The organism is Virgisporangium aurantiacum (assembly GCF_016863635.1).
Taxonomy (GTDB): domain Bacteria; phylum Actinomycetota; class Actinomycetes; order Mycobacteriales; family Micromonosporaceae; genus Virgisporangium; species Virgisporangium aurantiacum.
Genome location: NZ_BOPG01000048.1, coordinates 210599 through 233211 on the forward strand (window position 1 = coordinate 210599; position 22613 = coordinate 233211).

The 22613-nt window shown below is 70.1% G+C and carries 25 protein-coding genes and 1 tRNA gene; 17 read left to right on the top strand and 9 right to left on the bottom strand.

All coding sequences use genetic code 11. From position 1 onward, the window contains the following. The first annotated feature begins 24 nt into the window (after window positions 1-24). From Vau01_RS63805 to Vau01_RS36445, 3 genes are read left to right on the top strand one after another with little or no spacing between them, the layout of a single operon-like run. Window positions 25-1515, top strand: coding sequence for a PAS domain-containing sensor histidine kinase (locus tag Vau01_RS63805; RefSeq protein ID WP_239152134.1), 1491 nt, complete (start codon window positions 25-27; stop codon window positions 1513-1515). 3 nt (window positions 1516-1518) lie between these two features. Further along, complete coding sequence (locus Vau01_RS36440) at window positions 1519-1929, top strand: ATP-binding protein (protein ID WP_239152135.1); 411 nt, start codon at window positions 1519-1521, stop codon at window positions 1927-1929. 31 nt (window positions 1930-1960) lie between these two features. Further along, a complete protein-coding gene (locus Vau01_RS36445) occupies window positions 1961-2851 on the top strand; it encodes a DUF5926 family protein (protein ID WP_204002891.1) in 891 nt (296 codons plus the stop codon). Between the two features lie 50 nt (window positions 2852-2901). On the opposite strand, the gene Vau01_RS36450 is transcribed toward Vau01_RS36445, so the two are convergent. After that, window positions 2902-4101, bottom strand: coding sequence for an arginine deiminase (locus tag Vau01_RS36450; protein ID WP_204002894.1), 1200 nt, complete (start codon window positions 4099-4101; stop codon window positions 2902-2904). A 473-nt stretch (window positions 4102-4574) separates the two neighbouring features. Between Vau01_RS36450 and Vau01_RS36455 the strand changes: the two genes are divergently transcribed. The 4 genes from Vau01_RS36455 (at window position 4575) to pheA (ending at window position 7296) form a co-directional block, all read left to right on the top strand. Then, window positions 4575-5243 (top strand): hypothetical protein, encoded by a 669-nt coding sequence (locus tag Vau01_RS36455; RefSeq protein ID WP_204002897.1) that lies wholly within the window; start codon window positions 4575-4577, stop codon window positions 5241-5243. A gap of 90 nt (window positions 5244-5333) precedes the next feature. Next, window positions 5334-5792, top strand: coding sequence for a hypothetical protein (locus Vau01_RS36460; RefSeq protein WP_204002900.1), 459 nt, complete (start codon window positions 5334-5336; stop codon window positions 5790-5792). A 24-nt stretch (window positions 5793-5816) separates the two neighbouring features. Beyond that, window positions 5817-6344, top strand: a complete 528-nt coding sequence (locus tag Vau01_RS36465) for a hypothetical protein (protein WP_204002903.1) — start codon at window positions 5817-5819, stop codon at window positions 6342-6344. Between the two features lie 10 nt (window positions 6345-6354). After that, window positions 6355-7296: a prephenate dehydratase gene (gene pheA / locus Vau01_RS36470; RefSeq protein WP_204002906.1), complete on the top strand. Its 942-nt coding sequence runs from the start codon at window positions 6355-6357 to the stop codon at window positions 7294-7296. Window positions 7297-7347: 51 nt separating this feature from the next. Here the strand turns inward: pheA and Vau01_RS36475 are convergent, their stop codons facing one another. The 3 genes from Vau01_RS36475 to Vau01_RS36485 all read right to left on the bottom strand — a co-directional run bounded on the left by Vau01_RS36475 (window position 7348) and on the right by Vau01_RS36485 (window position 8946). Beyond that, window positions 7348-7977, bottom strand: a complete 630-nt coding sequence (locus Vau01_RS36475; RefSeq protein ID WP_308440503.1) for an AIM24 family protein — start codon at window positions 7975-7977, stop codon at window positions 7348-7350. A 141-nt stretch (window positions 7978-8118) separates the two neighbouring features. Then, the gene (locus Vau01_RS36480; RefSeq protein WP_204003088.1) at window positions 8119-8466 is read right to left on the bottom strand and encodes a metallopeptidase family protein; all 348 of its coding nucleotides are present in this window, start codon (window positions 8464-8466) and stop codon (window positions 8119-8121) included. 51 nt (window positions 8467-8517) lie between these two features. Then, window positions 8518-8946 (bottom strand): OsmC family protein, encoded by a 429-nt coding sequence (locus tag Vau01_RS36485; protein WP_204002913.1) that lies wholly within the window; start codon window positions 8944-8946, stop codon window positions 8518-8520. A gap of 34 nt (window positions 8947-8980) precedes the next feature. Between Vau01_RS36485 and Vau01_RS36490 the strand changes: the two genes are divergently transcribed. The 7 genes from Vau01_RS36490 to Vau01_RS36520 all read left to right on the top strand — a co-directional run bounded on the left by Vau01_RS36490 (window position 8981) and on the right by Vau01_RS36520 (window position 15427). Further along, window positions 8981-10579, top strand: a complete 1599-nt coding sequence (locus Vau01_RS36490) for a phytoene desaturase family protein (RefSeq protein ID WP_204002916.1) — start codon at window positions 8981-8983, stop codon at window positions 10577-10579. A 9-nt stretch (window positions 10580-10588) separates the two neighbouring features. Continuing rightward, window positions 10589-11224: a hypothetical protein gene (locus Vau01_RS36495; protein WP_204002919.1), complete on the top strand. Its 636-nt coding sequence runs from the start codon at window positions 10589-10591 to the stop codon at window positions 11222-11224. A 50-nt stretch (window positions 11225-11274) separates the two neighbouring features. Beyond that, entirely contained in the window at window positions 11275-12012 is a 738-nt protein-coding gene (locus Vau01_RS36500; RefSeq protein WP_204002921.1) for a DUF7873 family protein, read from the top strand. Window positions 12013-12301: 289 nt separating this feature from the next. Further along, window positions 12302-12375, top strand: a tRNA-Lys gene (locus Vau01_RS36505). A 95-nt stretch (window positions 12376-12470) separates the two neighbouring features. Then, window positions 12471-13724 carry a serine--tRNA ligase gene (gene serS / locus Vau01_RS36510; RefSeq protein ID WP_204002923.1) on the top strand — a complete coding sequence of 418 codons (1254 nt, stop codon included), beginning with the start codon at window positions 12471-12473 and terminating at the stop codon, window positions 13722-13724. Between the two features lie 87 nt (window positions 13725-13811). Continuing rightward, window positions 13812-14636: an HAD family hydrolase gene (locus Vau01_RS36515; RefSeq protein ID WP_204002924.1), complete on the top strand. Its 825-nt coding sequence runs from the start codon at window positions 13812-13814 to the stop codon at window positions 14634-14636. After that, the gene (locus Vau01_RS36520) at window positions 14633-15427 is read left to right on the top strand and encodes an HAD family hydrolase (RefSeq protein WP_204002926.1); all 795 of its coding nucleotides are present in this window, start codon (window positions 14633-14635) and stop codon (window positions 15425-15427) included. Before Vau01_RS36515 ends, Vau01_RS36520 begins: the two co-directional genes overlap by 4 nt. Here the strand turns inward: Vau01_RS36520 and Vau01_RS36525 are convergent. Next, on the bottom strand, window positions 15424-15990 hold the full coding sequence (locus tag Vau01_RS36525) for a bacterial proteasome activator family protein (RefSeq protein ID WP_373320349.1): 567 nt from the start codon (window positions 15988-15990) through the stop codon (window positions 15424-15426). The genes Vau01_RS36520 and Vau01_RS36525 overlap by 4 nt on opposite strands. Window positions 15991-16037: 47 nt before the next feature. Here Vau01_RS36525 and Vau01_RS36530 point away from each other — a divergent pair, with 47 nt between their 5' ends. The 3 genes from Vau01_RS36530 to Vau01_RS36540 all read left to right on the top strand — a co-directional run bounded on the left by Vau01_RS36530 (window position 16038) and on the right by Vau01_RS36540 (window position 19732). Next, on the top strand, window positions 16038-16784 hold the full coding sequence (locus Vau01_RS36530) for an alpha/beta hydrolase family protein (protein WP_204002937.1): 747 nt from the start codon (window positions 16038-16040) through the stop codon (window positions 16782-16784). 84 nt (window positions 16785-16868) lie between these two features. Beyond that, the gene (locus Vau01_RS36535) at window positions 16869-18059 is read left to right on the top strand and encodes an ABC transporter substrate-binding protein (RefSeq protein WP_204002947.1); all 1191 of its coding nucleotides are present in this window, start codon (window positions 16869-16871) and stop codon (window positions 18057-18059) included. Between the two features lie 152 nt (window positions 18060-18211). Continuing rightward, on the top strand, window positions 18212-19732 hold the full coding sequence (locus Vau01_RS36540) for a gluzincin family metallopeptidase (RefSeq protein WP_204002949.1): 1521 nt from the start codon (window positions 18212-18214) through the stop codon (window positions 19730-19732). Window positions 19733-19790: 58 nt separating this feature from the next. Here the strand turns inward: Vau01_RS36540 and Vau01_RS36545 are convergent, their stop codons facing one another. The 4 genes from Vau01_RS36545 to Vau01_RS36560 form a co-directional block, all read right to left on the bottom strand. Then, window positions 19791-20054, bottom strand: a complete 264-nt coding sequence (locus Vau01_RS36545) for a UBP-type zinc finger domain-containing protein (RefSeq protein ID WP_204002950.1) — start codon at window positions 20052-20054, stop codon at window positions 19791-19793. After that, the gene (locus tag Vau01_RS36550; RefSeq protein WP_204002952.1) at window positions 20051-21628 is read right to left on the bottom strand and encodes a Na+/H+ antiporter; all 1578 of its coding nucleotides are present in this window, start codon (window positions 21626-21628) and stop codon (window positions 20051-20053) included. Before Vau01_RS36550 ends, Vau01_RS36545 begins: the two co-directional genes overlap by 4 nt. A 14-nt stretch (window positions 21629-21642) precedes the next feature. Continuing rightward, window positions 21643-21891 carry a hypothetical protein gene (locus Vau01_RS36555; protein ID WP_204002954.1) on the bottom strand — a complete coding sequence of 83 codons (249 nt, stop codon included), beginning with the start codon at window positions 21889-21891 and terminating at the stop codon, window positions 21643-21645. 81 nt (window positions 21892-21972) lie between these two features. Then, complete coding sequence (locus Vau01_RS36560; protein ID WP_204002956.1) at window positions 21973-22521, bottom strand: EF-hand domain-containing protein; 549 nt, start codon at window positions 22519-22521, stop codon at window positions 21973-21975. Window positions 22522-22613: the final 92 nt, after the last annotated feature.

Consider the following 22613-nt stretch of genomic DNA (forward strand, 5'->3'; position numbering starts at 1 on the left):
CCCCGGCGCGGCACACTGTGCTTCATGTCCGCGCTCGATCAGCTTCCCCCGGATCAGAGTGAGCTGCTGCGTGGGCTGACCGATCTGGTCCGCGCGTCGAGCACCGGCGCCGGCGGCCTCGACGGCCTCCAGGTGATCGTCGAGCTGTCCATGGCCGCCACGAACGCCGGCGGCGCCAGCTTCGTCGAGTACGGCGAGGCCGGCGGCCGGGTCGTGGCCGTCTGCGGCGGGGTCGACTTCATGCTCGGCCGGCCGGTCGACGTGCGGTCGTCGAACGTCACCGCGATCATGACCGGGCCGGCGGTGCAGGACGTGCCGATGACGGAGCCGGGGAGCGGCCTCGAGCCGCTGCTCTCGGCGGGATTCCGGCGTACCGTGCTGGTCGGCGTCCGCGTGGGCGGCGAGGTGGTCGGCGCCATCCAGCTCTATTTCCGGGACGCGCTGAGCCCGCTCACCGAGGTCGCCCGGGCCTGGGTGACGCTGCTCGCGTCCTGCGCCGGTCACCTGTACGCCGACCGGGTCGGGCTGCCGGTGTACGAGTCCGGGCCGCGGCTGAGCCCGCTGTCGCTGGCGATCGCCGTGGTGGGCCCCGCGGGTACGGTGCGGTCCTGGAACCCGGCCGCCGAACGGCTCACCTCGATGTCGGCGGGCGACGTGGCCGGGCGCCCGTTCCCGTTCCCGCTGCCGGCGCCGGGGAAGCTGGTCGAGCACAAGATGCCGGTCGGCACCTGGATCCGGATCCGGTCCACCCGGGTCTCCGGGTCCGACGCGTTGGCGCTGACGATGCGGCCGAAGTCGCACGAGCGCGACTCGTACCAGTCCCGCGACCTGTTCCTGGCCGTCGCCAGCCACGAGTTGCGCACCCCGGTCACCGTGATCCGCGGCTACGCCGACACGCTCGTCGAGCACTGGGAGGCGCTCGACGAGGCCGCCCGGCGGGAGGCGGTGCTGGTCATGGGCCAGCGGGCGCGGGAGCTGAGCCGGCTGGTCGACCGGCTGCTCACCACCACCAGCGACGCCGCCGGACTCACCGATGGCGCCCCGGGCGTACCCTTCGATGTCATCGACGCCTTGCGGGAAGTGACGGCCGACCTCGCGCCCGACGTGCGCGCCGTGGTCCGGTTGGAACTGCCGGTGGCGGTGCCGAAGGCCGCGGGCGACCGCGCCGGTCTCGCCACGGTCGTCACCGAACTGGTGACGAACGCGGTTAAGTACTCGCCGGCTCGGGTACACGTCGACGTGACCGCGGGGGCTGACCAGCAGACGGTGTGGTTCCGGGTGGCCGATCGGGGGGTCGGTATCCGTCCGGAGCATGTCGAGCGGGCCTTCGAGCGGTTCTGGCAGTTGGAGCGTGGCGATCAGAGGAGGTACGGCGGAGTGGGGCTCGGCCTGTATCTCGTTCGTCGGATTCTCGAACGTCAGAATGGTTGGGTATCGCTGCGCCCACGTGACGGGGGCGGCACGGTGGCCGAGGTACGGCTGCCGCGCGCAGACGTGAGCGTCGGGGAGGGTTGACCGGTGTCGACAACTGTCTCCGCCGAGCGGACCTGGTGTGTGGTCGTTCCGTATCAGCCGCGCGGCGCCCGGGTGGCGCGGCAGCGCCTGTCAGCGGCGCTGGCGGGTCTGGTAACCCAGGAGCGGATGTCCGACGCGATGTCGATCGCCGCCGAACTCGTCGGCAACGCCGTGCGGCACGCTACGCCGCTGCCCGGTGGCGTGGTGCGGGTCGCCTGGCACCTGCTCGTCGACGGTGGGCTGCTGATCAGGGTCACCGACGGCGGCTCGGCCAACTCGAACGCGCCGATGATCCGCCCGCCCAGCGCCGACGCCGTCGACGGCCGCGGCCTGGCGATCGTCGCCGCGATGTCCCGCCGGTGGGGCGTCGAACGCGACGGACTCGGCCAGTGCGTCTGGGCCGAGTTGCAGTGATTGATCTTTAAGACGGCCTAGGCTGGCCGCCATGGCCAAAAGATCCCCCCGTGGCGATAAACGCGAAAAAAGTACTGAGAAGCGGCAAAAGGTCCGCGATATCTTTGTTCCCCGTCCCTTCGCCGGCCTTGCCGACGAACCGGAGTGGGTGGCCCTGCGCGAGCTGGTCCCCGCTGCGTCCGCACCGCTGACGCTGGCGCCGCAGATGGTCGCCGAGGCGGGGGAGCGCTCGGTCGTGCTGGCCACCGTGCTGCCCATGGCGTGGCCGGCGATGCACCGGGCCGACGGCACCATCTTCATCGGCCTGCAGCGGCAGGTGAACTCCGGCGACGTCTCGCGCGACCTGGCCGCTGCCCTGATCTCCGCGCTGCAGACCCAGCCCGGCCAGCCGGTCGCCGTGCCGGCGCTCGCCGGCCCCGGCCCGCGGCTGCAGGACGTGCTCGTCACCGACGCGCCGCTCGACGTCACCCTGCACGACGGCTTCGAGTTCTGGCTGGCCGCCGACGCCGGTGACGACCCGCGCGTCAAGGAGTCGATGGAACGGGCGAACGAGTCCATCTACCCGACCGTGCGGCTCTCCGCCGCGCCGGCCGCCTACTGGTGCCAGGTCCCCGACAAGGCGCACGTGCGGTGGGCACTGCCCGACGACGAGGACCCCGCCCTCGACGCGCTGGCCCGGCTCGGCGCCGCCGACGCGATCAAGCTCGGCGACGACACCCGCTTCGCCGGCATGTTCCGGACCCACGGCCTGCTCGTACCGGTGTGGGACCTGCCCCGCGACACGCCCGCCGTCGACTGGGACGCGCCGCTGGCCGAGTTCGCGAAGCGCTACAACGAGGCGCTGACGGTCACCGGTCCGCTGACGCCGGCCGAGCGCCGCGCCCGGCAGGGTCTCGTCGGTCGCCAGTTGACCCTCAGATAGGCCGCCGGAGTACCGGCAGCTGCAGCCTCGCGTTGCTGCGGGCGCTGACGTCAGCGCGCGGGCGCCCGCAGCACCGGGCAGCTCATGCATCGTGGTCCGCCCCGGCCGGAACCCAGTTCCGAGCCGGGGATCCGGATCACCTCGATGCCGGCCCGCTCCAGTTGGGCGTTGGTCTCGACGTTGCGTTCGTAGGCCACCGCCACCCGGGGCGCGATCGCGAGCGTGTTGTTGCCGTCGTCCCACTGCTCGCGCTCGGCCGTCACCGGGTCGAGGCCGGTGTCGATGATCCGCAGCGTGTCGATGTGCATGGCCTTGGCGGCGGCGGTGAGGAACGGCTCGGGGCCGCTGATGCGCGGCTCGCCGGTGGGGTCGGATGCCGCCGAGACGGTCCACGCCGTCAGCGCGTCGGCGACGTTCGGGTACATGACGACCGCGTCGACGTCGACCATCGTGCAGACGGTGTCGAGGTGCATGGTCGCCCGCTCCTGCGCGATCGGCACCACCAGCACCGTGTGCGCGAGCCCGAGCGCGAAGCAGCGGCGGGCCAACCGCTCGGCGCCGGCCGGCCGGGTGCGCTCGCCGACCCCGACGGCCAGGACGCCGGGCGCGAGCGCCAGCACGTCGCCGCCCTCCAGGTACTCCAGCGCCGGGTCGTACACGAGTTCGGTGCCGGCGAACCGCGGGTGGTGCCGGTAGATCGCCGCGGTGAGCGTGGTCTCCCGCCGCCGGGCCGGCATCGCCAGGCTGGTGACGGCCACCCGGTCGCCGATCCACACCGCGGAGTCGCGGGTGAAGAGCAGATTCGGCAGCGGGTCGATGACGAAGTCGTGCTGGTCCATCAGCGCGTAGACGAGGCCCGAGCCGGTCTTCAACTCGTCGTGGGCCACCCCGGCCATGAGCGTGGTGGCGAGGCCGGCCGGGCTGAGACCGGCGAGGTGTTCGGCGACCGCGGCGCGCAAGGTATCGCCGAGTCGGACCTCTGACAGCACGGACTCGGTGAGTTCGGTACGGGCCGCCGGGATGGTGAGCACCTCGGCGATCAGGTCGGCCAGGTACAGCACCTCCACGCCGCGCGAGCGCAGGGCCCCGGCGAAGATGTCGTGCTCCTCCTGCGCCCGCTGCACCCACGGGATGCCGTCGAAGAGCAGGGAGTCGTTGTTGCGGGGGGTCAGCCGGGCCAGCTCGGCGCCGGGGCGGTGGAGAACAACAGTGCCGAGGATGCCGACCTCGCTGTCGACGCGGTGCTCCATCCCGCCAGACTAAGCACCCCGAGTCCTACCTTGGGTGGCGACGTCGGTGCGAGCGGCGATCCGGAGCGGTACTGTCGTGTTGAGCGCCATTTGCACAACCGGGCGATGAATGAATCGCCTATTCATGCCGGGCTGTCCCCACAACGGCATCACTGTCGGGTGATTATCTTCACCGAGCGCGCTCGTTTGGTAGCCGCTATCGTATGGGCCACGATGACATAGGTGCTGGTCAACATGGATCTTTGTGGCGAGTCGACATATGGCGGAGTGACAAGTCGTCCCTACGGTCAGCTACATCGGACCTTCGGACAGTTCCTTGGTACGATTTCGCATGATCTGCACAACCGGGCACGAGGTGAATCGGGTGCTGAACCGCTTCCCCGCGTCCAATGGCTGAACAAGACTCCCCTAGCACGCACTCGGACACGTACGGTGTATGAACCCACAACTGAAGGCGAAGGTGGAGGTGCGCGATGACCGGTCTGCTGCATTCGAGCGACGGCCCTGGAATCTTCTCCGCACCACCTGCCGGCCACGTTCCGGGTGACTACCTGGACGGTTCGACACGTACCTCTCCCTCGGAGTGGGTGCGGTCCCGCCGGGAGGCTGCGGCACAGCGCCGAGCGGCGGCGAAGCACGCCCGCACGGCTCAGCGGCTTGCCTCGCTCGGGCCGGGCTGGGAAGTGGTCGATCTGCGTGAGGTCGCGGGCACCGCTCCGATGACCTACCTCGCGATCGGTCCCGGAGGCGTGTTCGCGATCACGGTCAAGGACCATGGTCGGGCAAAGGTCGGCTTTGCCGGCGACGTCGTGCAGATCGACGGTCGCCGTCCGAAGTACGTCCTGGAGGCGCGTGAGAACGCCCGCCTGGCCGCCACCGCGCTGTCCCGGGTCGCCGGCATCTCCGTGCCGGTCATGCCGGTGCTCGCGTTCGCCGGCAGCGGCGTCATCACGTTCTACGGCATGCCGAAGGGCTGCATCGTCAGCGCGTACCAGGAGCTCGGCCGGGTGCTGAACTCGCGCGGCGAACGGCTGGCTGCCAAGACCGTCAAGAAGCTGTACGCCTTCGCCGATCACCCCGGAACCTGGGTCAACTCGGCATTCGACCGCTACGAGTGGTCCAAGAACGAATCCCAGCCCTGACAAACCGGTACTCACGCCGGTACCGTCGTTGCGTGGCGTTACCTGACAGGCGCTCCGGTTTCCGGGCGCGACAGCTCCGCGGGAGGCTATGTGCCCCACGTTGAACTGTCCATCACCGACTTCGGCCCCGTCACGCCTCCCGCGCCCCGCTCGGCGCCGGTCGAGGGTCTGCCCGTCGATCCGCTGGGTCACTGGGTGCGGGCGGTTTCCGAAGCGGTCGAACCGTGTCTGGTCGTCGACGCCGACGGGGTGATCGTCGCGATGTCGCCGTCCTGCGTCGCCATCATGGAGCTCACGTCGTCTCCGGTTGGCGCCGACCTCCGCAACGGCCACCTTCGGATGATCGACTTCTCCGCCGACGGCGGCAAACTCAGCGACACCGAGGTGGCCAAGATCCCGCCCCTGTTGGCCGTCTCGTCGGGCCGGTTGGCCCGCGGGTTGGTCCGGGTACGCAGCGGCGACGCGGTGGCCACGCTCGACGCGATCGCCACCCCGATCGGGCCAGCGGACGCGGTCGCCGGTTCATTGACCTTCTTCAGCCCCGTGTAATCTTCGCGTCGTCGGGGAGGGACGATGCGGCCGGGCACAACGGGGTTTCTCGCGTCGATGATCGTGGTCATCGGTGTGGTCGCCGGTGGGTGCGCGCTGGATCCGGTCCAGCCCACCCGCGATCCGAGTGCGCGTCCGCCGTCCCCGTCCGGCGCGGAGCCCTCGGTACCCACCACCCGGCTGCCGCCACCGACCGTGCGCCCGAGCTCGTCGGGCTTCAGCGAGTACGTGGCCACCAGTTGCAACGGGCGGCCGAGCGCCAGCCAGGTGATCGCGGTGGTGCGGCCCAAGCTCAACCTGGCGGCCAGCGTCCAGATCACCGTCACCACCCAGCCGACCTGCGCGGGAACGTGGCAGTACACCGTGCTGAGCGTGCCGAACCACGAGCTGGTGCACGTGGTCACCAACGGCGCGCCCGACGCGCTCAAGGTCGTCGCGGCGGGTTCGAACCCGTGCATCCCGGCCGTGCGGGTCAGCGCGCCGTCGGGGCTGCGGGCGGTGCTCGGCTGCGACACGGTGACGGCCACCACGACCGCCACCACCACTCCGTAGGGTTACCCCCATGCCCGGAGTTCCCCCGCAACGCTTCGTCTTCCTCGGCCCCGAAGGCACGTTCGCCGAGCAGGCGCTGCTGACGATCCCGGCGGCCGAGCGCGGCACGCGCATCCCCGCCCGGAGCGTGCCCGAGGCGCTCGACGCGGTACGCGAGGGCGATGCCGACGCCGCCCTGGTGCCGCTGGAGAACTCGATCGGCGGGGCGGTGGGCGTCACGTTCGACGAGCTGGCCACCGGCGACCCGCTGATGATCACCCGCGACGTGGTGCTGCCGGTGCAGTTCGTGCTCGCCGCGCCGTCCGCCCGGCCGTTCGCCGAGATCGACTCGGTGGCGGCGCACCCGCAGGCGTCGGCCCAGTGCCGGCAGTGGCTGCGGAACCACGTGCCCGCGGCGTCCGTGGTCGACGTGCTCTCCAACGGCGCCGCCGCATCGGCGGCCGCGGCCGGCGAGTTCGCGGCCGCGATCTGCGCACCGATCGGCGCCACCCGCAGCCGGCTGACCGTGCTGGCCAAGGACATCGCCGACCACTCCGACGCGGTCACCAGGTTCGCGTTGGTGACCCGGCTGGGCCCGCCGCCGCCGCCGACCGGCGACGACCTGACGTCGCTGGCCGTCTACATCGCCCACGACGAGGTGGGTGCGCTGCTGTCGGTGCTGACCGAGCTGGCCGTGCGCGGCGTCAACCTCACCCGGATCGAGTCGCGCCCCACCGGCGAGCGGTTGGGGCGCTACGCGTTCTTCCTCGACTGCACCGGCCACCTGCACGAGGCGAGGATGGGTGAGGCGCTGATGGGCCTGCGCCGGGTGTGCGCCGACGTGCGCTTCCTCGGCTCGTACCCGCGCGCGACCCAGCCGGGTGAACGGCCGGTGCCGCCGCCCGCGGGCACGAGCGACCGCGACTTCGCCGACGCCCACGCCTGGCTGGACCGCCTCCGCGCCGGAGGCTAGCCCGGGCCGCCTGCGGCGGCCGAGCCCGGCCCGGGCCGCCTGCGGCGGCGGTCAGCCGCCGAGACCACCCAGGAGGCCGCCGCCCTTCGACTGCTGCTGCGGGCCGGCCGCACCCTCGCTGGGCTGGATGATCACGAAGCCCTGCCCGTTCAGCGCGAGCTGGAACAGCTCACCCGAGCCACCCCGCAGCATCGAGCCGAGGCTCTGCGACTTCTGGATCGTCGACTGGAGGTTGGCCGACCAGCCGATCACCGCGTCGGTGTCGACGAACACCGGCTGGTTCGGGGCCACCGGGATCACGATCGGCGGGCCGTCGCAGGTGATGGCGAGCTTGCCCTGGCCGGTGAAGACCGAGTTGAACAGGCCGCCGCCGAACATGCCGGCGCCCGGCACCTTCTGGATCTGGTACTGCAGGCCCGGGTCGAACAGGAGCACGTTGCGCCCGTTGATCGACAGCGCGTCGCCCTGCTCGACGTCGATGAGGAAGCAGTCCATCGAGGCGTTGGCGAACCAGATCTCGCCCTGCCCCCGGCAGGCCATGAGCGGCACGCCCTCGCCGGTGACCGCGCGCCGGATGAAGTTTCCGGCACCCTGGCTCTTCGCCTCGAACTGGAGCTGGCCGCGGTAGGCGATCATCGCGCCCTGCCGGGCGAGCACCTCGCCGTTGACGACGTACTTCACGCATTTGCTGTGTTGAAGGCTCATACCCGCAGCGGTGGGGGCCTGCGCCATGGATTCGGCTTTGAAGAGTTCACTGCGCACGGTGGGGAGCGTATCGGTTCAACCCGCGAGGAACAGGCCCAACAGGGCGTCCATAGGTACTCAGCCCCAGCCGAGCTCGTGCAGGAGCTTGTCGTCGATGCCGAAGTGGTGGGCGATCTCGTGGACGACCGTGATGGCGACCTCGTCGACCACGTCCTCCTCGGTGTCGCAGATCGACAGGATCGGACGGCGGAAGATCGTGATGCGGTCGGGCAGCACGCCGCTGTACTCCGAACCGCGGTCGGTGAGCGCGTAGCCCTCGTAGACGCCGAGCAGGTCGGGGTCTTCGGGCGGCGGCCGGTCCTCGACGAGCACCACCACGTTGTCCATCAGCCGGAGCAGTTCCTCCGGCACCAGGTCGAGCCCGTCGGAGACCAGTTCCTCGAACCGCTTCCGCGACATCTTCACCGCCACGAGAGCCATTCTGGGCGCCCGGTGTGCCGGGCGCCCACAAGGGCGTCAGGAGACGAGCGTCGCGTCCAGCGTGATCTCGACGGAGGCGAGCGCCTTGCTGATCGGGCAGCCGGCCTTGGCGGCCTCGGCGTGCTTGAGGAACTCGCCCTCGTCGATGCCGGGCACGTTGCCGGTGGTGACCAGGTCGATGCGGGTGATCGCGAACCCGCCCTCGGTCTGGCCGAAGTTGACGGTGGCGTTCGTGACCACCGAGTCGGGAGTGAAGCCGGCTCCGGCGAGCATGTTCGACAGAGCCATCGAGTAGCACGCGGCGTGCGCCGCGGCGACCAGTTCCTCGGGGTTGGTGCCGGTGCCCTCCTCGAACCGGGACTTGAACGAGTACTGACCTTCGAAGGCGCCGGAGCCGAGGGCGAGCGATCCGGAGCCGCCCTTGAGGTCTCCGGACCAGCGGGCTGATGAGGTACGCGTAGGCATGGACCGAACGTATCGGATCCACGAGACTGCCCGCATGGGGAACCGGTACGACGTGGTGGTTGTCGGTGGTGGGCACAACGGGCTGGTCGCCGCCGCCTACCTGGCGAAGGCCGGCCGGAAGGTGATCGTGCTCGAACGCCGGCCGGTGGTCGGCGGCGCCGCGGTGTCGGAGCAGCCGTTCGGGCCCGACTTCACCGTGACGAGCCTCTCGTACGTCGTCAGCCTGCTACCCGAGCAGATGGTCCGGGACCTCGACCTGAGGAAGCACGGCTACCACGTCTACCCGCAGGGTCCGTACTTCGCGCCCCGGCGCGACGGGTCCTACCTGGCGCTGCCCGACGATCCTCGGAGCCGCCGGGAACAGATCGGAAAGTTCTCGCTGAAGGACGCCGAGGTCTACGAGCGCTGGGAGGCCTGGCTGGGCAGGCTCGGCGGCCTGGTCGGGCCGCTGCTGCACGAGATTCCGCCGAAGCTCGGCTCGAAGAGGCCGGGAGATCTGCTCGGCCAGGTAGGCCTGGCGGCCAAGCTGCGCAAGGTCGACGTGCGGGCCGCGTTCGACCTCACCCGCCTGTTCACCGCGAGCATCGCCGACTTCGTCGAGGACCGGTTCGAGTCCGACGCCATGCGGGGCGTCCTGTCGGTGTCGGGCGTCATCGGCACGTGGGCCGGCCCGCGCAGCGCCGGCACCGCGTACGTGATGCTGCACCACCACATCGGCGAGACCACCTGGGGCTTCCCGCGCGGCGGCATGGGCGGGGTCACGCAGGCGCTCGCGGCGTCGGCCCGGTCGTTCGGGGCCGCGGTGCGCACGAACGCCCCGGTCGCCCGGATCACCGTCGCGGGCGGGCGGGTCACGGGGGTCGCGCTGGAGAACGGCGATGAAATACACGCGGACGTCGTGGTGACGACCGCACACCCGAAGATCTCCTTCCTGCAGCTCGTCGAGCCCAAGGAACTGCCCGACGACTTCGTGACCGACATCGAGCGGTGGCAGAGCCGATCCGGGACGGTGAAGGTGAACGTGGCGGTGGATCGGCTGCCCCGGTTCACGTCCCATATGGACTTTGATCCTGCGGTGCACGGCGGCACGATCGTGCTCGCCGAATCGCTCGACGACGTGGAGACCGCCTTCCAGGAGGCGGTGTCGGGCCGCGCGGCCGAGCTGCCGTTCGCCGACGTGTGCATCCCGAGCGTGTTCGACGACTCGCTCGCGCCCGAGGGCAAGCACGTGGTGAGCATGTTCAGCCAGTGGGTGCCGCACACCTACGCCGACGAGCCCGACGCCGACGAACTCACCGCGTACGCCGACCGCCTCGTCTACCGCATGGACGCGGTGGCGCCCGGCTTCATCGACTCCATCGTCGACCGGCAGATCATCGGGCCGGACACGATGCAGAAGGAGTACGGGCTGGTCGGCGGCAACATCTTCCACGGCGAGCTGAGCCCGGCGCAGATGTTCCACTGCCGCCCGGCCGCCGGCTACGCCGACCTGCGCACGCCGGTGAAGGGCCTGTACCAGGCGGGCTCGGCCACCCATGGCGGCGGCGGGGTCACCGGGGTGCCGGGACACAACGTCGTCCGGCAGATCCTGCGCGACCAGCGGTTCAGGCGGGCGTCCAGGCAGGCACAGTAAGGTTTGCGCATGTCCGGGAACGGGACCGTCGAATGGGGCGAAGACCGGCCGGCGCGATTGCTGGACCGGCTGTTCGGTGACGCCGTGGGTGGCACCCAGCGGTTGAGCGCGCCGGCGGTGGGTGCGGCGATCGTGGCGACGGCGCTGCTCGTGGCGGCCGAACTGCTGCCGTGGATGTCGATCGAGGTGCCGACGACCTCATTCAACGGCCCCGTCGGCGGCGCCACCGAGACCCGCGACCTGTCGCTCGACATGGTCGGTGCCGGGATCTCGACCGCCTACTACGTCGGGCTGCTGCTGTTGCTGGCCCTCGTGGGGCTGGTGCAGGCGAGCCGCCCACACGCGCGGCGGGCGCTCACCGCGGCCGGGTTCGGGTTGTCCGCGGCGATGCTGGTGCTGCTGGCCGGCATCATCCGGCGGGCGGGTGACGGCGGGGAGGCGACGTTTCTTTCGCCGACGTCGTCGGCGCCCGGTCCGGGGCCGTACCTCGCGATCGCCGGTGTGCTCGTGGCGGTGGCGGCGCTCGTGGTGAGTGGTTGGCATCCGTCGGTGCCGGGCCGTCGTCCGGTGGCCGACACGCCGGTGGATGGCGAGGACGACGACGAGGAACCGGGCCCGATCGATCTCACGGTGACCCCGGCGTAACACATGGAATTCCTTGGAAGACAGTTGTTTTCGGGTCGTACTGTTCCGCCGTGGCACAGACTCAGCTGAATCAGATCGTCGCCCTCGAGAAGGGCGTCAAGTCCCGCGCTCAGGCCGACTTCGTGGCCGCGGGTCAGCAGCTCCAGAAGACGGCGCTGCTGGCCGGCATCTCGCGCACCTACAAGCCGAAGGACGACGAGGGCGAGCAGCTCCCGCCGGAGTCCACCCGCGTTCAGGTGCGGGCCCGCGACGTACTCGGCGACGTGCAGCAGGCGCTCACGCGGCTGTTCGACGTGATTCTCACAAAGGACGTGGCGAACACCGTCGCGAAGGCGCCGATCGTCGTCGACGGCAACACGATCGCCACCGACGTACCGGTCACCTATCTGCTCTTCCTCGAGAAGCAGCTGGCCGACCTGCTCACGTTCGTCACCCGGATCCCGGTGCTCGACGCCGCCGAGACGTGGACCTTCGACGAGGCGACCGACGCCTACGCCACCACGGCGTCGCAGACCACGCGGTCGAAGAAGGTGCCGCGCAACCACGTCAAGGCCGCGGCCACCGACAAGCACCCGGCCCAGGTGGAGATGTACTTCGAAGACGTGCTGGTGGGTTACTGGACCACCGTGAAGTTCTCGGGTGCGCTGCCGCAGGCGCGCATCTCCGAGCTCAAGCAGCGCGTGGTGAAGCTGTCGGAGGCGGTGAAGTTGGCGCGCGAGTCGGCGAACTCCACCGTCGTCACCGACCAGAAGATCGGCGACCGGGTCTTCAATTACCTGTTCGCGTGAGGCTGTGTCCGGGCTCTATCATGGGCTCGGACACAAACTCAGACTCAGGCCCGCATCCTGAAGCGGATTTCAGGGCGAGCCATCAGTGTTCACAACTCAGCGTGAAACTCTCGTCCCAAATTCAATATTGCCGTCCGTTCCGGTCCGAAACCGGGCGTCTTGCAGACACGAGGTTGCAGGTTCGATTCCTGCGGGGTCCGCTCGTGGGCCCCTAGCTCAATAGGTAGAGCGCGTGTTTACACGATTGTGTAAGCGTCCATCATGGCAGCCGGTGCTAGCAAATGGCGGCGACCCGTCTTGGCCCAGCGGTAGGGCATTGGACTTTTAATCCAAAGGACGCGGGTTCGATTCCCGCAGACGTCACAGACCCCGGGCTGCCGGCTACGCAGCCCGGGGTCGCTTATTGCCCGGGTATATCGGGCGCGACGCCCGAACCCGACCGCCTAGACTTGCTTCCCGTGATTGACCTGAAGCTCTTGCGAGACAACCCCGACCTGGTACGCGCGAGCCAGCAGGCCCGGGGCGAGTCCGCCGCGAAGGTCGACACGTTGCTGGCGGCCGATGTGTCCCGGCGCGAGGCGGTGGCCCGGTTCGAGGCGCTGCGGGCCGAGCAGAAGCAGCTCGGCAAGCAGATGCCGAAGGCGAGCGGCGACGAGAAGGCCGCGCTGCTGGCCCGCACCAAGACGCTCTCCGACGACGTGAAGGCCGCCGCGGCGGCGGTCACCGCCGCGGAAGAGGCGCTGAAGGCGGCCCAGCTCGCGATCCCCAACGTCATCGAGGAGGGCGCGCCGGCCGGCGGCGAAGACGACTACGTCGTGCTGCGCGAGGTCGGCACGCGTCCCGCGCTCGACGCCCCGCGCGACCACCTGGAGCTCGGCGAGGCGCTGCGCGCGATCGACATGGAGCGCGGTGCCAAGGTCTCGGGATCGCGGTTCTACTTCCTCACCGGCGTCGGCGCGCTGCTCCAGCTGGGGCTGTTCAACCTGGCGATGCAGCAGGCCGTCGAGTACGGCTTCACGCCGATGATCCCGCCGGTGCTGGTGAAGCCGGAGGTCATGCAGGGCACCGGGTTCCTCGGCGAGCACGCGAGCGAGGTCTACCGGCTGGAAGCCGACGACTTGTACCTGGTCGGCACCAGCGAGGTGCCGCTGGCCGGCTACCACTCGGGCGAGATCCTCGACGAGCTGGCCGAGCCGCGCCGGTACGCGGGCTGGTCGTCGTGTTTCCGACGCGAAGCCGGTTCGCACGGCAAGGACACCCGCGGCATCATCCGGGTCCACCAGTTCGACAAGATCGAGATGTTCTCGTACTGCCGGCCCGAGGAGGCCCACGACGAGCACCTGCGGCTGCTGGCGTGGGAGGAGGAGCTGCTGGCGAAGGTCGACATCCCCTACCGGGTGATCGACGTCGCCGCCGGCGACCTCGGCAGCAGCGCCGCCCGCAAGTACGACTGCGAGGCGTGGGTGCCGTCGCAGAACCGCTATCGCGAGGTCACCAGCACGTCGAACTGCACCTCGTACCAGGCCCGCCGGTTGAACATCCGGTATCGCGCGGAGGGCGGTTCGTCGCAGCCGGTCGCGACGCTGAACGGCACCCTGGCCACGCCGCGGTGGATCGTGCCGATCCTGGAGAACCACCAGCAGCCCGACGGTTCGGTGCGGGTCCCGAAGGCGCTGCAGGCGTTTGTCGGAACCGACGTGCTCAGGCCCTAGCAGTTTCGTTCGCGTTTGGTTGCTTGAGGTGGCGCGGTTGCGAAAGCGCGCTACGGTTGCTCCCCCCGATCCGGGAAGGAGCGCCACATGGTTCGCCCAGGTCTGCCGAAATTGATCGCCACCGACCTCGATGGCACGCTGGTGCGCAGCGACGACACCGTGAGCGCCTACACGCACGACGTTCTGGCCCGGGTGAAGGCGGCCGGCATCCGGATCGTCGGTGCCACCGGTCGTGGGCCGCGGCTGACCGGGCTGGTGCGCACCGACATTCCCAGCGCCGACTACCTGGTGCTCGGCGGCGGCAGCCGGGTGCTCGACGTCACCGATCCGGGTGAACATCTCGTCCTGCGCGACGAGCGGCTGCCCGGGCCGGTGCTCGCCGAGGTGCTGGAGACGATCGAGCGCGCTTGTGCCGGTCCTCTATCGATCTTGATCGAAGCGGAGGACGGCCCGGAGTCGCCGTTGTGGGGCGACCCCGACCCGGCATGGCGCTATCCCGACGTGGTGGAGGCGCGGGTTCGCGCCGACTGCCTCACCGGTCCCGTGATCAAGGGGTTCGCCCGACACCCCGCCCATGATGCCGACCGGCTGTTGGAGATCGCGCGCGACGCGGTGCCGCCGGCTGTGGCGTCGATCACGCAGGCCGGGCTCGGCTACATCGAGATCTGCCCGCCCGGCGTCGACAAGGCGACCGGGTTGGCGGTGGTGGTCACCGCGCTCGGTGCCGACCCCGACGACGTGCTGGTGTTCGGCGACATGCCCAATGACCTGCCGATGTTCGCCTGGGCCGGGTTCGGTCGGGTCGCCGTGGCGAACGCGCACCCGCTCGTGAAGGCGGCCGCCGACGAGATCATCGGGAGCAACGACGACGACGGAGTGGCCCGGTACCTGGCCCGTATGTTGGGCTCGTGAAGCTCGTCGCCACCGACATCGACGGAACCCTCCTCCGCTCCGACCGGACCCTGAGTGACCGCACGATCGCGGTCCTGGACGCCCTGCCCGTGCCCCTGGTGATCGCCACCGGGCGGCCGTTGCGCTGGGTCATGGAGCTCTACGACATGCTCAACCACAAGCCGATCGCCGTGGTGGCCAACGGCGCGGCGGTGTACGACCCGGAAACCGACGAACTGCTGCACTCGGCGCCGCTGTCGGTCGAGGAGCTGGCGCACGCCTGCGACGCGCTACGCCGGGCGGTGCCCGACGCGGCGTTCGCCGTCGAGCTCGACGGTGGCCGGTCGATGGTGCACGAGGAGCTGTACGACATCGGCATGTGGGAGCGGACGATGGAGGGCCGCCGCGCCGGACAGCTGGCCGACGTGGTCGCCCAGCCGGCCGCGAAGCTGCTGGTGCGCTCGCCCGCCAACCGCGACTCCGACGAGTTCGTCGCGATGGTCGCCGCCGCGTTGGAGGGGGTGTACGAGGCGACGCACTCGTCGCTGTCGGGCCTGGTGGAGATCTCCGCGACGGGCGTCACGAAGGCGTCGGGAGTGGCGTGGGTGGCGGCCCGGCTCGGTGTCGAGGCCGACGACGTGGTGGTGTTCGGCGACATGCCGAACGACGTGCCGATGCTCGCCTGGGCCGGGCGGGCGGTGGCGGTGGCCAACGCCCATCCGACCGTCAAGGAGGTCGCCGACGAGGTGACGGCGAGCAACGACGACGACGGCGTCGCGGTATGGCTGGAGCGGGAGCTCGCGAGCCGTTAGAGGTACTGGCCCGGGCTGTCGCCGTCGCTCTCGGTGCCGCCCGGCATGCCGGGGATGCCGCGCCCGCTCATCGGCAGGGCCGGGCGGTTGCCGCGCATGTGCTCCAGCTGGGCCCGCGCCGCCATCTGCTGGGCGACGATCGCGGCCTGGATGCCGTGGAACAGCCCCTCCAGCCAGCCGACCAGTTGCGCCTGCGCGATCCGCAGTTCGGGCTCGGACGGGGTGCCGTCGGCGAACGGCAGCGTGATCCGCTCGAGTTCCTCGCGGAGCTCCGGCGCCAGACCGTCTTCGAGTTCGAGGATCGACCGGCGGTGGATCTCCTTGAGCCGCCGGCGGCCGGCGTCGTCGAGCGGCGCCGCGCGCACCTCCTCGAGCAGCTGCTTGATCATGTTGCCGATGCGCATGACCTTCGCCGGCTGCTCGATCAGCCGGGTCGGGTCCTCCTTGTCCTCATCGGCGTCGCGCTGTCCGTCGACGTCGACCGTGCCGATCGGACGGCCGTCGGGCCCGACCACGAGCACGGTGCGGCCATCCTCCTGCGCTTCCTCTGCCATGCCGTCCATCCTTGCTCATCCGCGGCGATCTCCGATGTCCCGGGCACACTTGGTGGGTGGCTGACGTTCTGACCCGGCCGGCGCCACCGCCGGATGTCGTGCTCCGGTACGGCGACCACCCGGAACACGTGATCGACCTGCGGCTGCCGGCCACCCCGGCGGGTCCGCTGGTGGTCTTCCTGCACGGCGGGTTCTGGCGGGCGGCCTATGACCGAACGCACACCGGCCCGCTCGCGGCCGACCTCGCCGCCCGCGGGTTCCCGGTGGCGTGCCCGGAATACCGCCGGGTCGGGCAGCCCGGCGGCGGCTGGCCGGGCACGCTCGACGACGTCGAGGCGGCGCTGGCCGCGCTGCCCGGCCTGGTGCGCCCGTACGCCGACCCGGCCGGCGCCGTGCTCGCCGGGCACTCGGCCGGCGGACACCTGGCCCTGCTCAACGCGCACACGCCGGGGCTGGCCGGGGTGGTGGCGCTGGCGCCGGTGGCCGACCTCGCCGAGGGTCACCGCACCGGAATGGGCTCAGGTGCCGTGGCGGCGCTGCTCGGCGGCGGTCCGCACGACGTCCCCGAGCGTTTCGACCGGGCCGATCCGGCCCGGCGCGGCCCGCTGCCCATACCCACCGTGATCATTCACGGCGACGCTGATGCCGACGTGCCGTTGGCGAACTCGGCCGGATATGCGGCTTCTGTCGGGGGAGATTTGTGCCGTATACAGGTACTTCCCGGAGTTGAGCATTTCGCCGTCATAGATCCGCTATCGGAGTCGTGGCACCACGTCCTGAGCGCATTGGCAGGCCTTCGGTGACTCTCGGCATTGACTGACCGCCGCATACCGGGTAGGAACGCCAACGGGCGGCAGACCGGCCCGCATTCACTTGGAGGCTGAATCTTGTCCCAACTCACTCGGCGGGGCGCTCTGCGACTGTTCGGATCGCTGGGCGCCGCCGGAATGGCCGCACCCGTGCTGTCCGCCTGCACGTCGTCCGGCAACGACGCCGCCGCTCCGTCGAAGGGCACCGTCAAGATCGGCGTCCTGACGCCGCAGTCCGGCACGAACAAGTCGCAGGGCGACGACATGCGGCAGGGCTTCGACCTCTACCTCAACCTGAACGGGCGCCGGCTGGGCGGGTACGACGTCCAGGTGCTCAATGCCGACGAGGGCGAGTCCGCGGCGAGCGGCAAGGCCGCGCTGGAGAAGCTGCACAAGGACGGCGCGGTCGCCGTCACCGGGGTCGCCAACGCCGCGGTCATGACGGAGGTCCGTGACCTCGTCGAGTCGGCACACATCCCGCTGATCGGCTCGAACGCGTCGCCGCAGCTGCTCAACACGCTGTACATCTGGCGCACCTCGTACGTCGACACCGAGCCGGGCGCGGCCCTGGGCGAGCACGTCGCCTCGAAGCTCAACAACGGAACCGCCTACATGATCGCGCCCGAGGCGATCGGGCGCGACGGGATCCAGGGCTTCCAGAACACGCTGACGTCCGCGGAGGGCAAGATCGAGGGCCCGCCGACGTACGTTCCGCAGGGCACCACGAACTTCGGCACGTGGCTGAACCCGCTGAAGAACAACACCAACATCAAGGCGGTGTTCGCGTTCTTCTCCGGCGCTTCGGCCGAGGCGTTCGTCAAGAACTACGCGGCGGCCGGGCTCAAGGGCAAGATCCCGCTGTACGGGCCGGGCTTCCTCACCGAGGGTCCGCTGCTGGCCCAGCAGGGTGCGACCGCCGAGGGCGTGTGGACGTCGCTCAACTACTCGCCCGACCTCGACAACGCCACCAACCGCCGGTTCTCGGCCGAGTACCAGAAGCGGCACCAGGTCAACCCGACGACGTACGCGATGGCGTCGTACGACGCGGGCGCCGTGCTCGACAAGGCGCTGAGCCTGCTCGACGGTCCGCTGTCCGGCGAGACGCTGAACGCGGCGATCGGCCGGGTCGGCCAGATCAGCAGCCCGCGCGGTAACTGGCAGTTCAACCAGAACCGGTCGCCGCAGCAGCGGTGGTACCTGCGCCAGGTGCGGATCGACGGCGCGGTGCTCGCCAACAACGTGGTGTCGGAGCTGGTGACTCTCGGTTAAGAGGTCGGCTGGCCGGTTGTCGGATCCGGTACGCCCGCACCTACGCATGTCGGGTAATCGGTTCGATCCGGCCCACATCCGTCTGTCGAGTATCGACACGGTGCGCGATGCTCAAGGAAGATTGTGGTGCCCCGATCCGTAGGTAGGTGTCCGTGACGAGTCCGCCCCCGTCCCCCGCGTCCGCGGGAGAGCCGCAGCCGCTCGTGGTCCGGGAACCGACCGTCGCGATCATTCCTACCCAGTACCGGCCGCCCAACCATGGCGGTTACTCAGGGTATCCGTCCCCTAGCTATTCGCCGCCGCCGAACTACTACCGGCCGGTCATCCCCGCGCAATACCCGTCCCAGTACCCGCGGCCGGTCTACCTTCCGCCGCCGCGCCGGCGGCGGCGCGGGCCCGTGGTGGTCGCGGTGCTGGCCGTGCTCGCGGTGCTCTCGCTCGGCGGTGCCGCGGCGGTGTCGGCCGCCACCGATACCGACGGCGCGGTCCGTGTGCTCGGCGGCCCCGGCCCGGCCGGCGCGAAGACCGACGCCCGCGACGGCGCGCTGGTCGAGGTGCTGAACCGGCGGGCGAAGGCGGTCAAGGAGCGCGACAAGACCGCGTTCGTGGCCGACATCGACAAGAGCGACCCGGACTTCGTCGCGAAACAGGAAACCGTCTACGAGAACCTGACCAAGCTGCCGTTCGACGAGTTCGGCTACAAGCTCGGCGACTCGGCCGGCTTCGACGACAGCATCCCCACCGAGCTGAAGAGCAAGTACGGCGGCCAGATCCGGGCACCCGGTGTGTCGATCATCCACCGCATCCGGAACATCGACCCCAACCCGGTGGCGGCGCCGTGGGTGCCGATCTACGCGCAGGTGTCGTCGAAGTGGCTGCTGGTGGGCGAGGCCTCGGGCAAGGACCTGCCGTCGGGGGTCGGTGGGCAGCCCTGGGACGGTGGGCCGATCGTCGTCGAGCAGACCGAGAAGATCGTGGGCGTGTTCGCGGCCAACAACCGCACCCTGGCCCGCCAGCTCGTGGAGATCGCCGATCTGGCGTTGGAGCAGGTCGCCGTCGTGCGGCCGGGTCAGTGGGTCGGCAAGGTCTTCATGACGGCGGTGCGCGACCGGAAGGTGTTCGACGCGTACTTCGGCGCCACCCCGGAACGGGTCGACCAGGTGGCCGCGATCGCGGTGCCGCACTACAACGACGTGCCCGACTGGAACTCGCAGGCCACCTACTCGGCCACCCGGGTGATCTTCAACCCCGACGAGATCGACGAGGACACCGACCAGCTCGGCGCCGACATGTCGCACGAGTTCACGCACGCGGCCATGGCGCCGGTGACCACCGGCTGGACACCCACCTGGCTGGTCGAGGGGTTCGCCGAGTACGTCTCCTACAAGAACGTCCAGATCAACTCGGAGAGCCTCAAGCGGGCCCTGGAGGGCGCGGCCACCGACAACCTCGAGGCCGGCGAGAAGTTCTACGAGGAGCCGATCAACTACATCACCGGGTGGCTGGCCTGCCGCATGATCTCCGAGACCTACGGCGAGGCGAAACTCATCGCGTTGTACGAGAAGTTCCAGTCGACCTCGAACGAGGACGTCGTGGTCAACCAGGTGCTGGGCGTTTCGCGCGCCACGCTGATCAAGGACTGGCAGGACTACGTGGCGAAGCAGCGTCGCTAGGCCGTGCTACCGAAATCCCGCACAAGAGCGCATGACCACCTCCGCTTCGCTACGGCGGTCATGCGACCTCTTCGTCGACGAAGCACCAGCGCCACCGCTCGTTCGGTTCGATCGACCGCACCACCGGGTGCTTGACCTCGGCGTAGTGCGCGCTCGCGTGCCGGCCCGGCGAGGAGTCACAGCAGCCGACGTGCCCGCATTCCAGGCACAACCGCAGGTGCACCCAGTTGCGGTGACCGGCCGCCACGCAGTCGACGCACTCGCGCTCGGCCGGCACCGGCTTGGCGTCGAGCGGCGTCTCGGCCAGATGCGAACAACTCATGACGTCTCCAACTTCCGTTCGAGCATCGACTCTTCCAGATCCATCTCGTGCTGGGCGCGGCGCAGCACCTCCTCGGTGATGCGACCCTCGTCACGCGCCTGCCGGAACACTTCCCGCTCGGCGTCGATCATCTCCCGGCGGATCCGGACGTAGGCCCGTGAGGGCGTCTCGGTGCCCGCGGCGCCAAGTCGTTCCCAGGCTACGTTGTTCCGTTGCTGTGTGAGCTTCTCAAGGCGTTTGACGACCGATTCCGGCGCGTCGCCGGCCTGCTCGTCGAGCCGCTCCCGGGCGGCCCGGCTGGCCCGGTTCTGGATGGCGGCCTCGGCCAGCACGTCGGCCTGCGGGTCGTCGGGCTGCAGTTTGAGCCGCCGCACCAGCGGTTGCAGCGTCATGCCCTGCAGCAGCAGGGTGGCGACGATCGTCGCGAACGCGATGAAGACGAACAGGTCGCGCGGGTATTCGTGGTCGCCGGCCAGCGTGTCCGGCAGGGTCAGGGCGGCGCCCAGCGTCACGACGCCGCGCATGCCGGCCCAGGCGAGCACGGTGGGCACCTTCACCGGTGGCCGCGGGTCGCGATCGCGGATCCGCGGCACCAGCCGGGCCAGGTAGGTCACCGGGAACAGCCAGATGAAGCGGGCCGCGACCACCGTGCCCAGCACGGCGGCGGTGACCGCGGCCACGGTGCGGGTCGGCGTCTCCACGTTGTCCAGGATTTCCCGCAGTTGCAGCCCCACGAGCAGGAAGACCATGCCCTCCAGCAGGAAGTTGACGAGCCGCCAGAACGCGCCCATCTGCAGGCGGGACGCCGCCGACATGAGCGTCGGCCAGCGGTGGCCGAGGGCCAGCCCGGTGACGACCACCGCCACCACGCCCGACGAGTGGATCCGCTCCGCGGCGAGCACCACCACGAACGGCGTGATCAGCGACAACGCGTTGTCGACCAGCGGGTCGGTCGTCACCTTGTGCAGGAAACCGAACACCAGCGCGCCGAGCGCTCCGATGAGGATGCCGCCGCCCGCGGCCCGCACGGTGTCCCAGGCGATCTCGCCGGGGCCGACCGAGCCACCGGCCGCCGCCAGCGTCGCGAGCCGCAGCAGCACCAGCGCTGTCGCGTCGTTGATCAGGCTCTCGCCCTCGAGGATCGTGACCATCCGCCGGGGCAGGCCGATCCGCCGGGCCACGGCGGTCGCCGACACGGCGTCGGGCGGTGCGACCACCGCGCCGAGCGCGAGGCAGATCGAGAACGGGACGCCCGGCAGCAGCGCGTGCGCGACGGCGCCGACCGCGAACGCGGTGAACAGCACCAGACCGATCGCGAGCAGCAGGATCGGGCGCAGGTTGAAGCGGAACGCCGGAACGGAGGTCTCCAGCGCCGCCACGTAGAGCAGCGGCGGGAGGACCCCGATCAGAACGAACTCGGATTCGAGATGAATCGTCGGAAAGCCGGGCACCACCGAGAGGGCGAGCCCGGCGATCACGAGAACGATAGGGGTCAGGAGGCCGAACCGCTTGGCGGCGGCCGAGACGGCCACCACGATGGCGACCAGTCCGACTATCTCGAGCAGATGTCCCAAGATCGGCGGCGCGGTCAGACGCCGGGCGGCGGGAGACCGCCGTCGCCGTCGACGATGGTTTCGGGCTTTCCGTCCTGGTCGATGTCGACCATGGTGACGTCGACCTTGCCGTCGCCGTCGGTGTCGAACTGGAACAGATCGGGCTTGCCATCGCCGTCGGTGTCGACCGCCCACATGTCCGGTTTCCCGTCGTGGTTGGTGTCGGCGACGATCAGGTCGACCCGCTCGTTGCCGCGCGTCTCGACGGTCTCCTTGTCAGCCATGGCAGACAACGTATTCCGCGGACGGGGCCGTGACAATCGAGGGGCGGAATCAGTGTCGCCCCTCGATCATCGGATGCCGGTTCAGTGGGACGCGTACGGGTTGGACTCGGGGTCCACGTAGCGCTCCGTGTCGAGGACGCCGTCACCGTCGGTGTCGGTCACCACGACGTCGACATCGCCGTCACCGTCGGCGTCGACGGCGCGGAGGTCCTCGCGGCCGTCGAAGTCGCGGTCGACGCTCACGGTGTCGATCCGGCCGTCGCCGTCGGTGTCGCGGGCGTCGACGTCGACGAGACCGTCGTTGTTCCGGTCGAGCTGAACCTCGTCGACCCGGCCGTCGCCGTCGGTGTCGCGGTAGGCGGCGTCGGCGAGGCCGTCGTCGTTGACGTCGACGACAGCGGTGTCGAGGCGGCCGTCGCCGTCGGTGTCCTGGAAGGACCGGTCGATGTTGCCGTCGGAGTCGGCGTCGATCTCGACCGACTCGGCGTAGCCGTCGCCGTCGGCGTCGGTGGTGTAGATCGTCTGGCCGTCGGTGGTGGTGGCGACGACCGTGTTGCCGTAGTCGTCGGCCGGCTCGGTGTAGCCCGGGTCCTCGGTGGGCTCGGTGCTGGTGTCTTCGTACTCGCTCATGATCGTCCTCTCGCAGTCCCCAACGTCGACGATGAAGTTACGGGCTGGAGGAAGCCGAGGTGATCCCAGAAACGTGCCAGGTGAACCCGCCG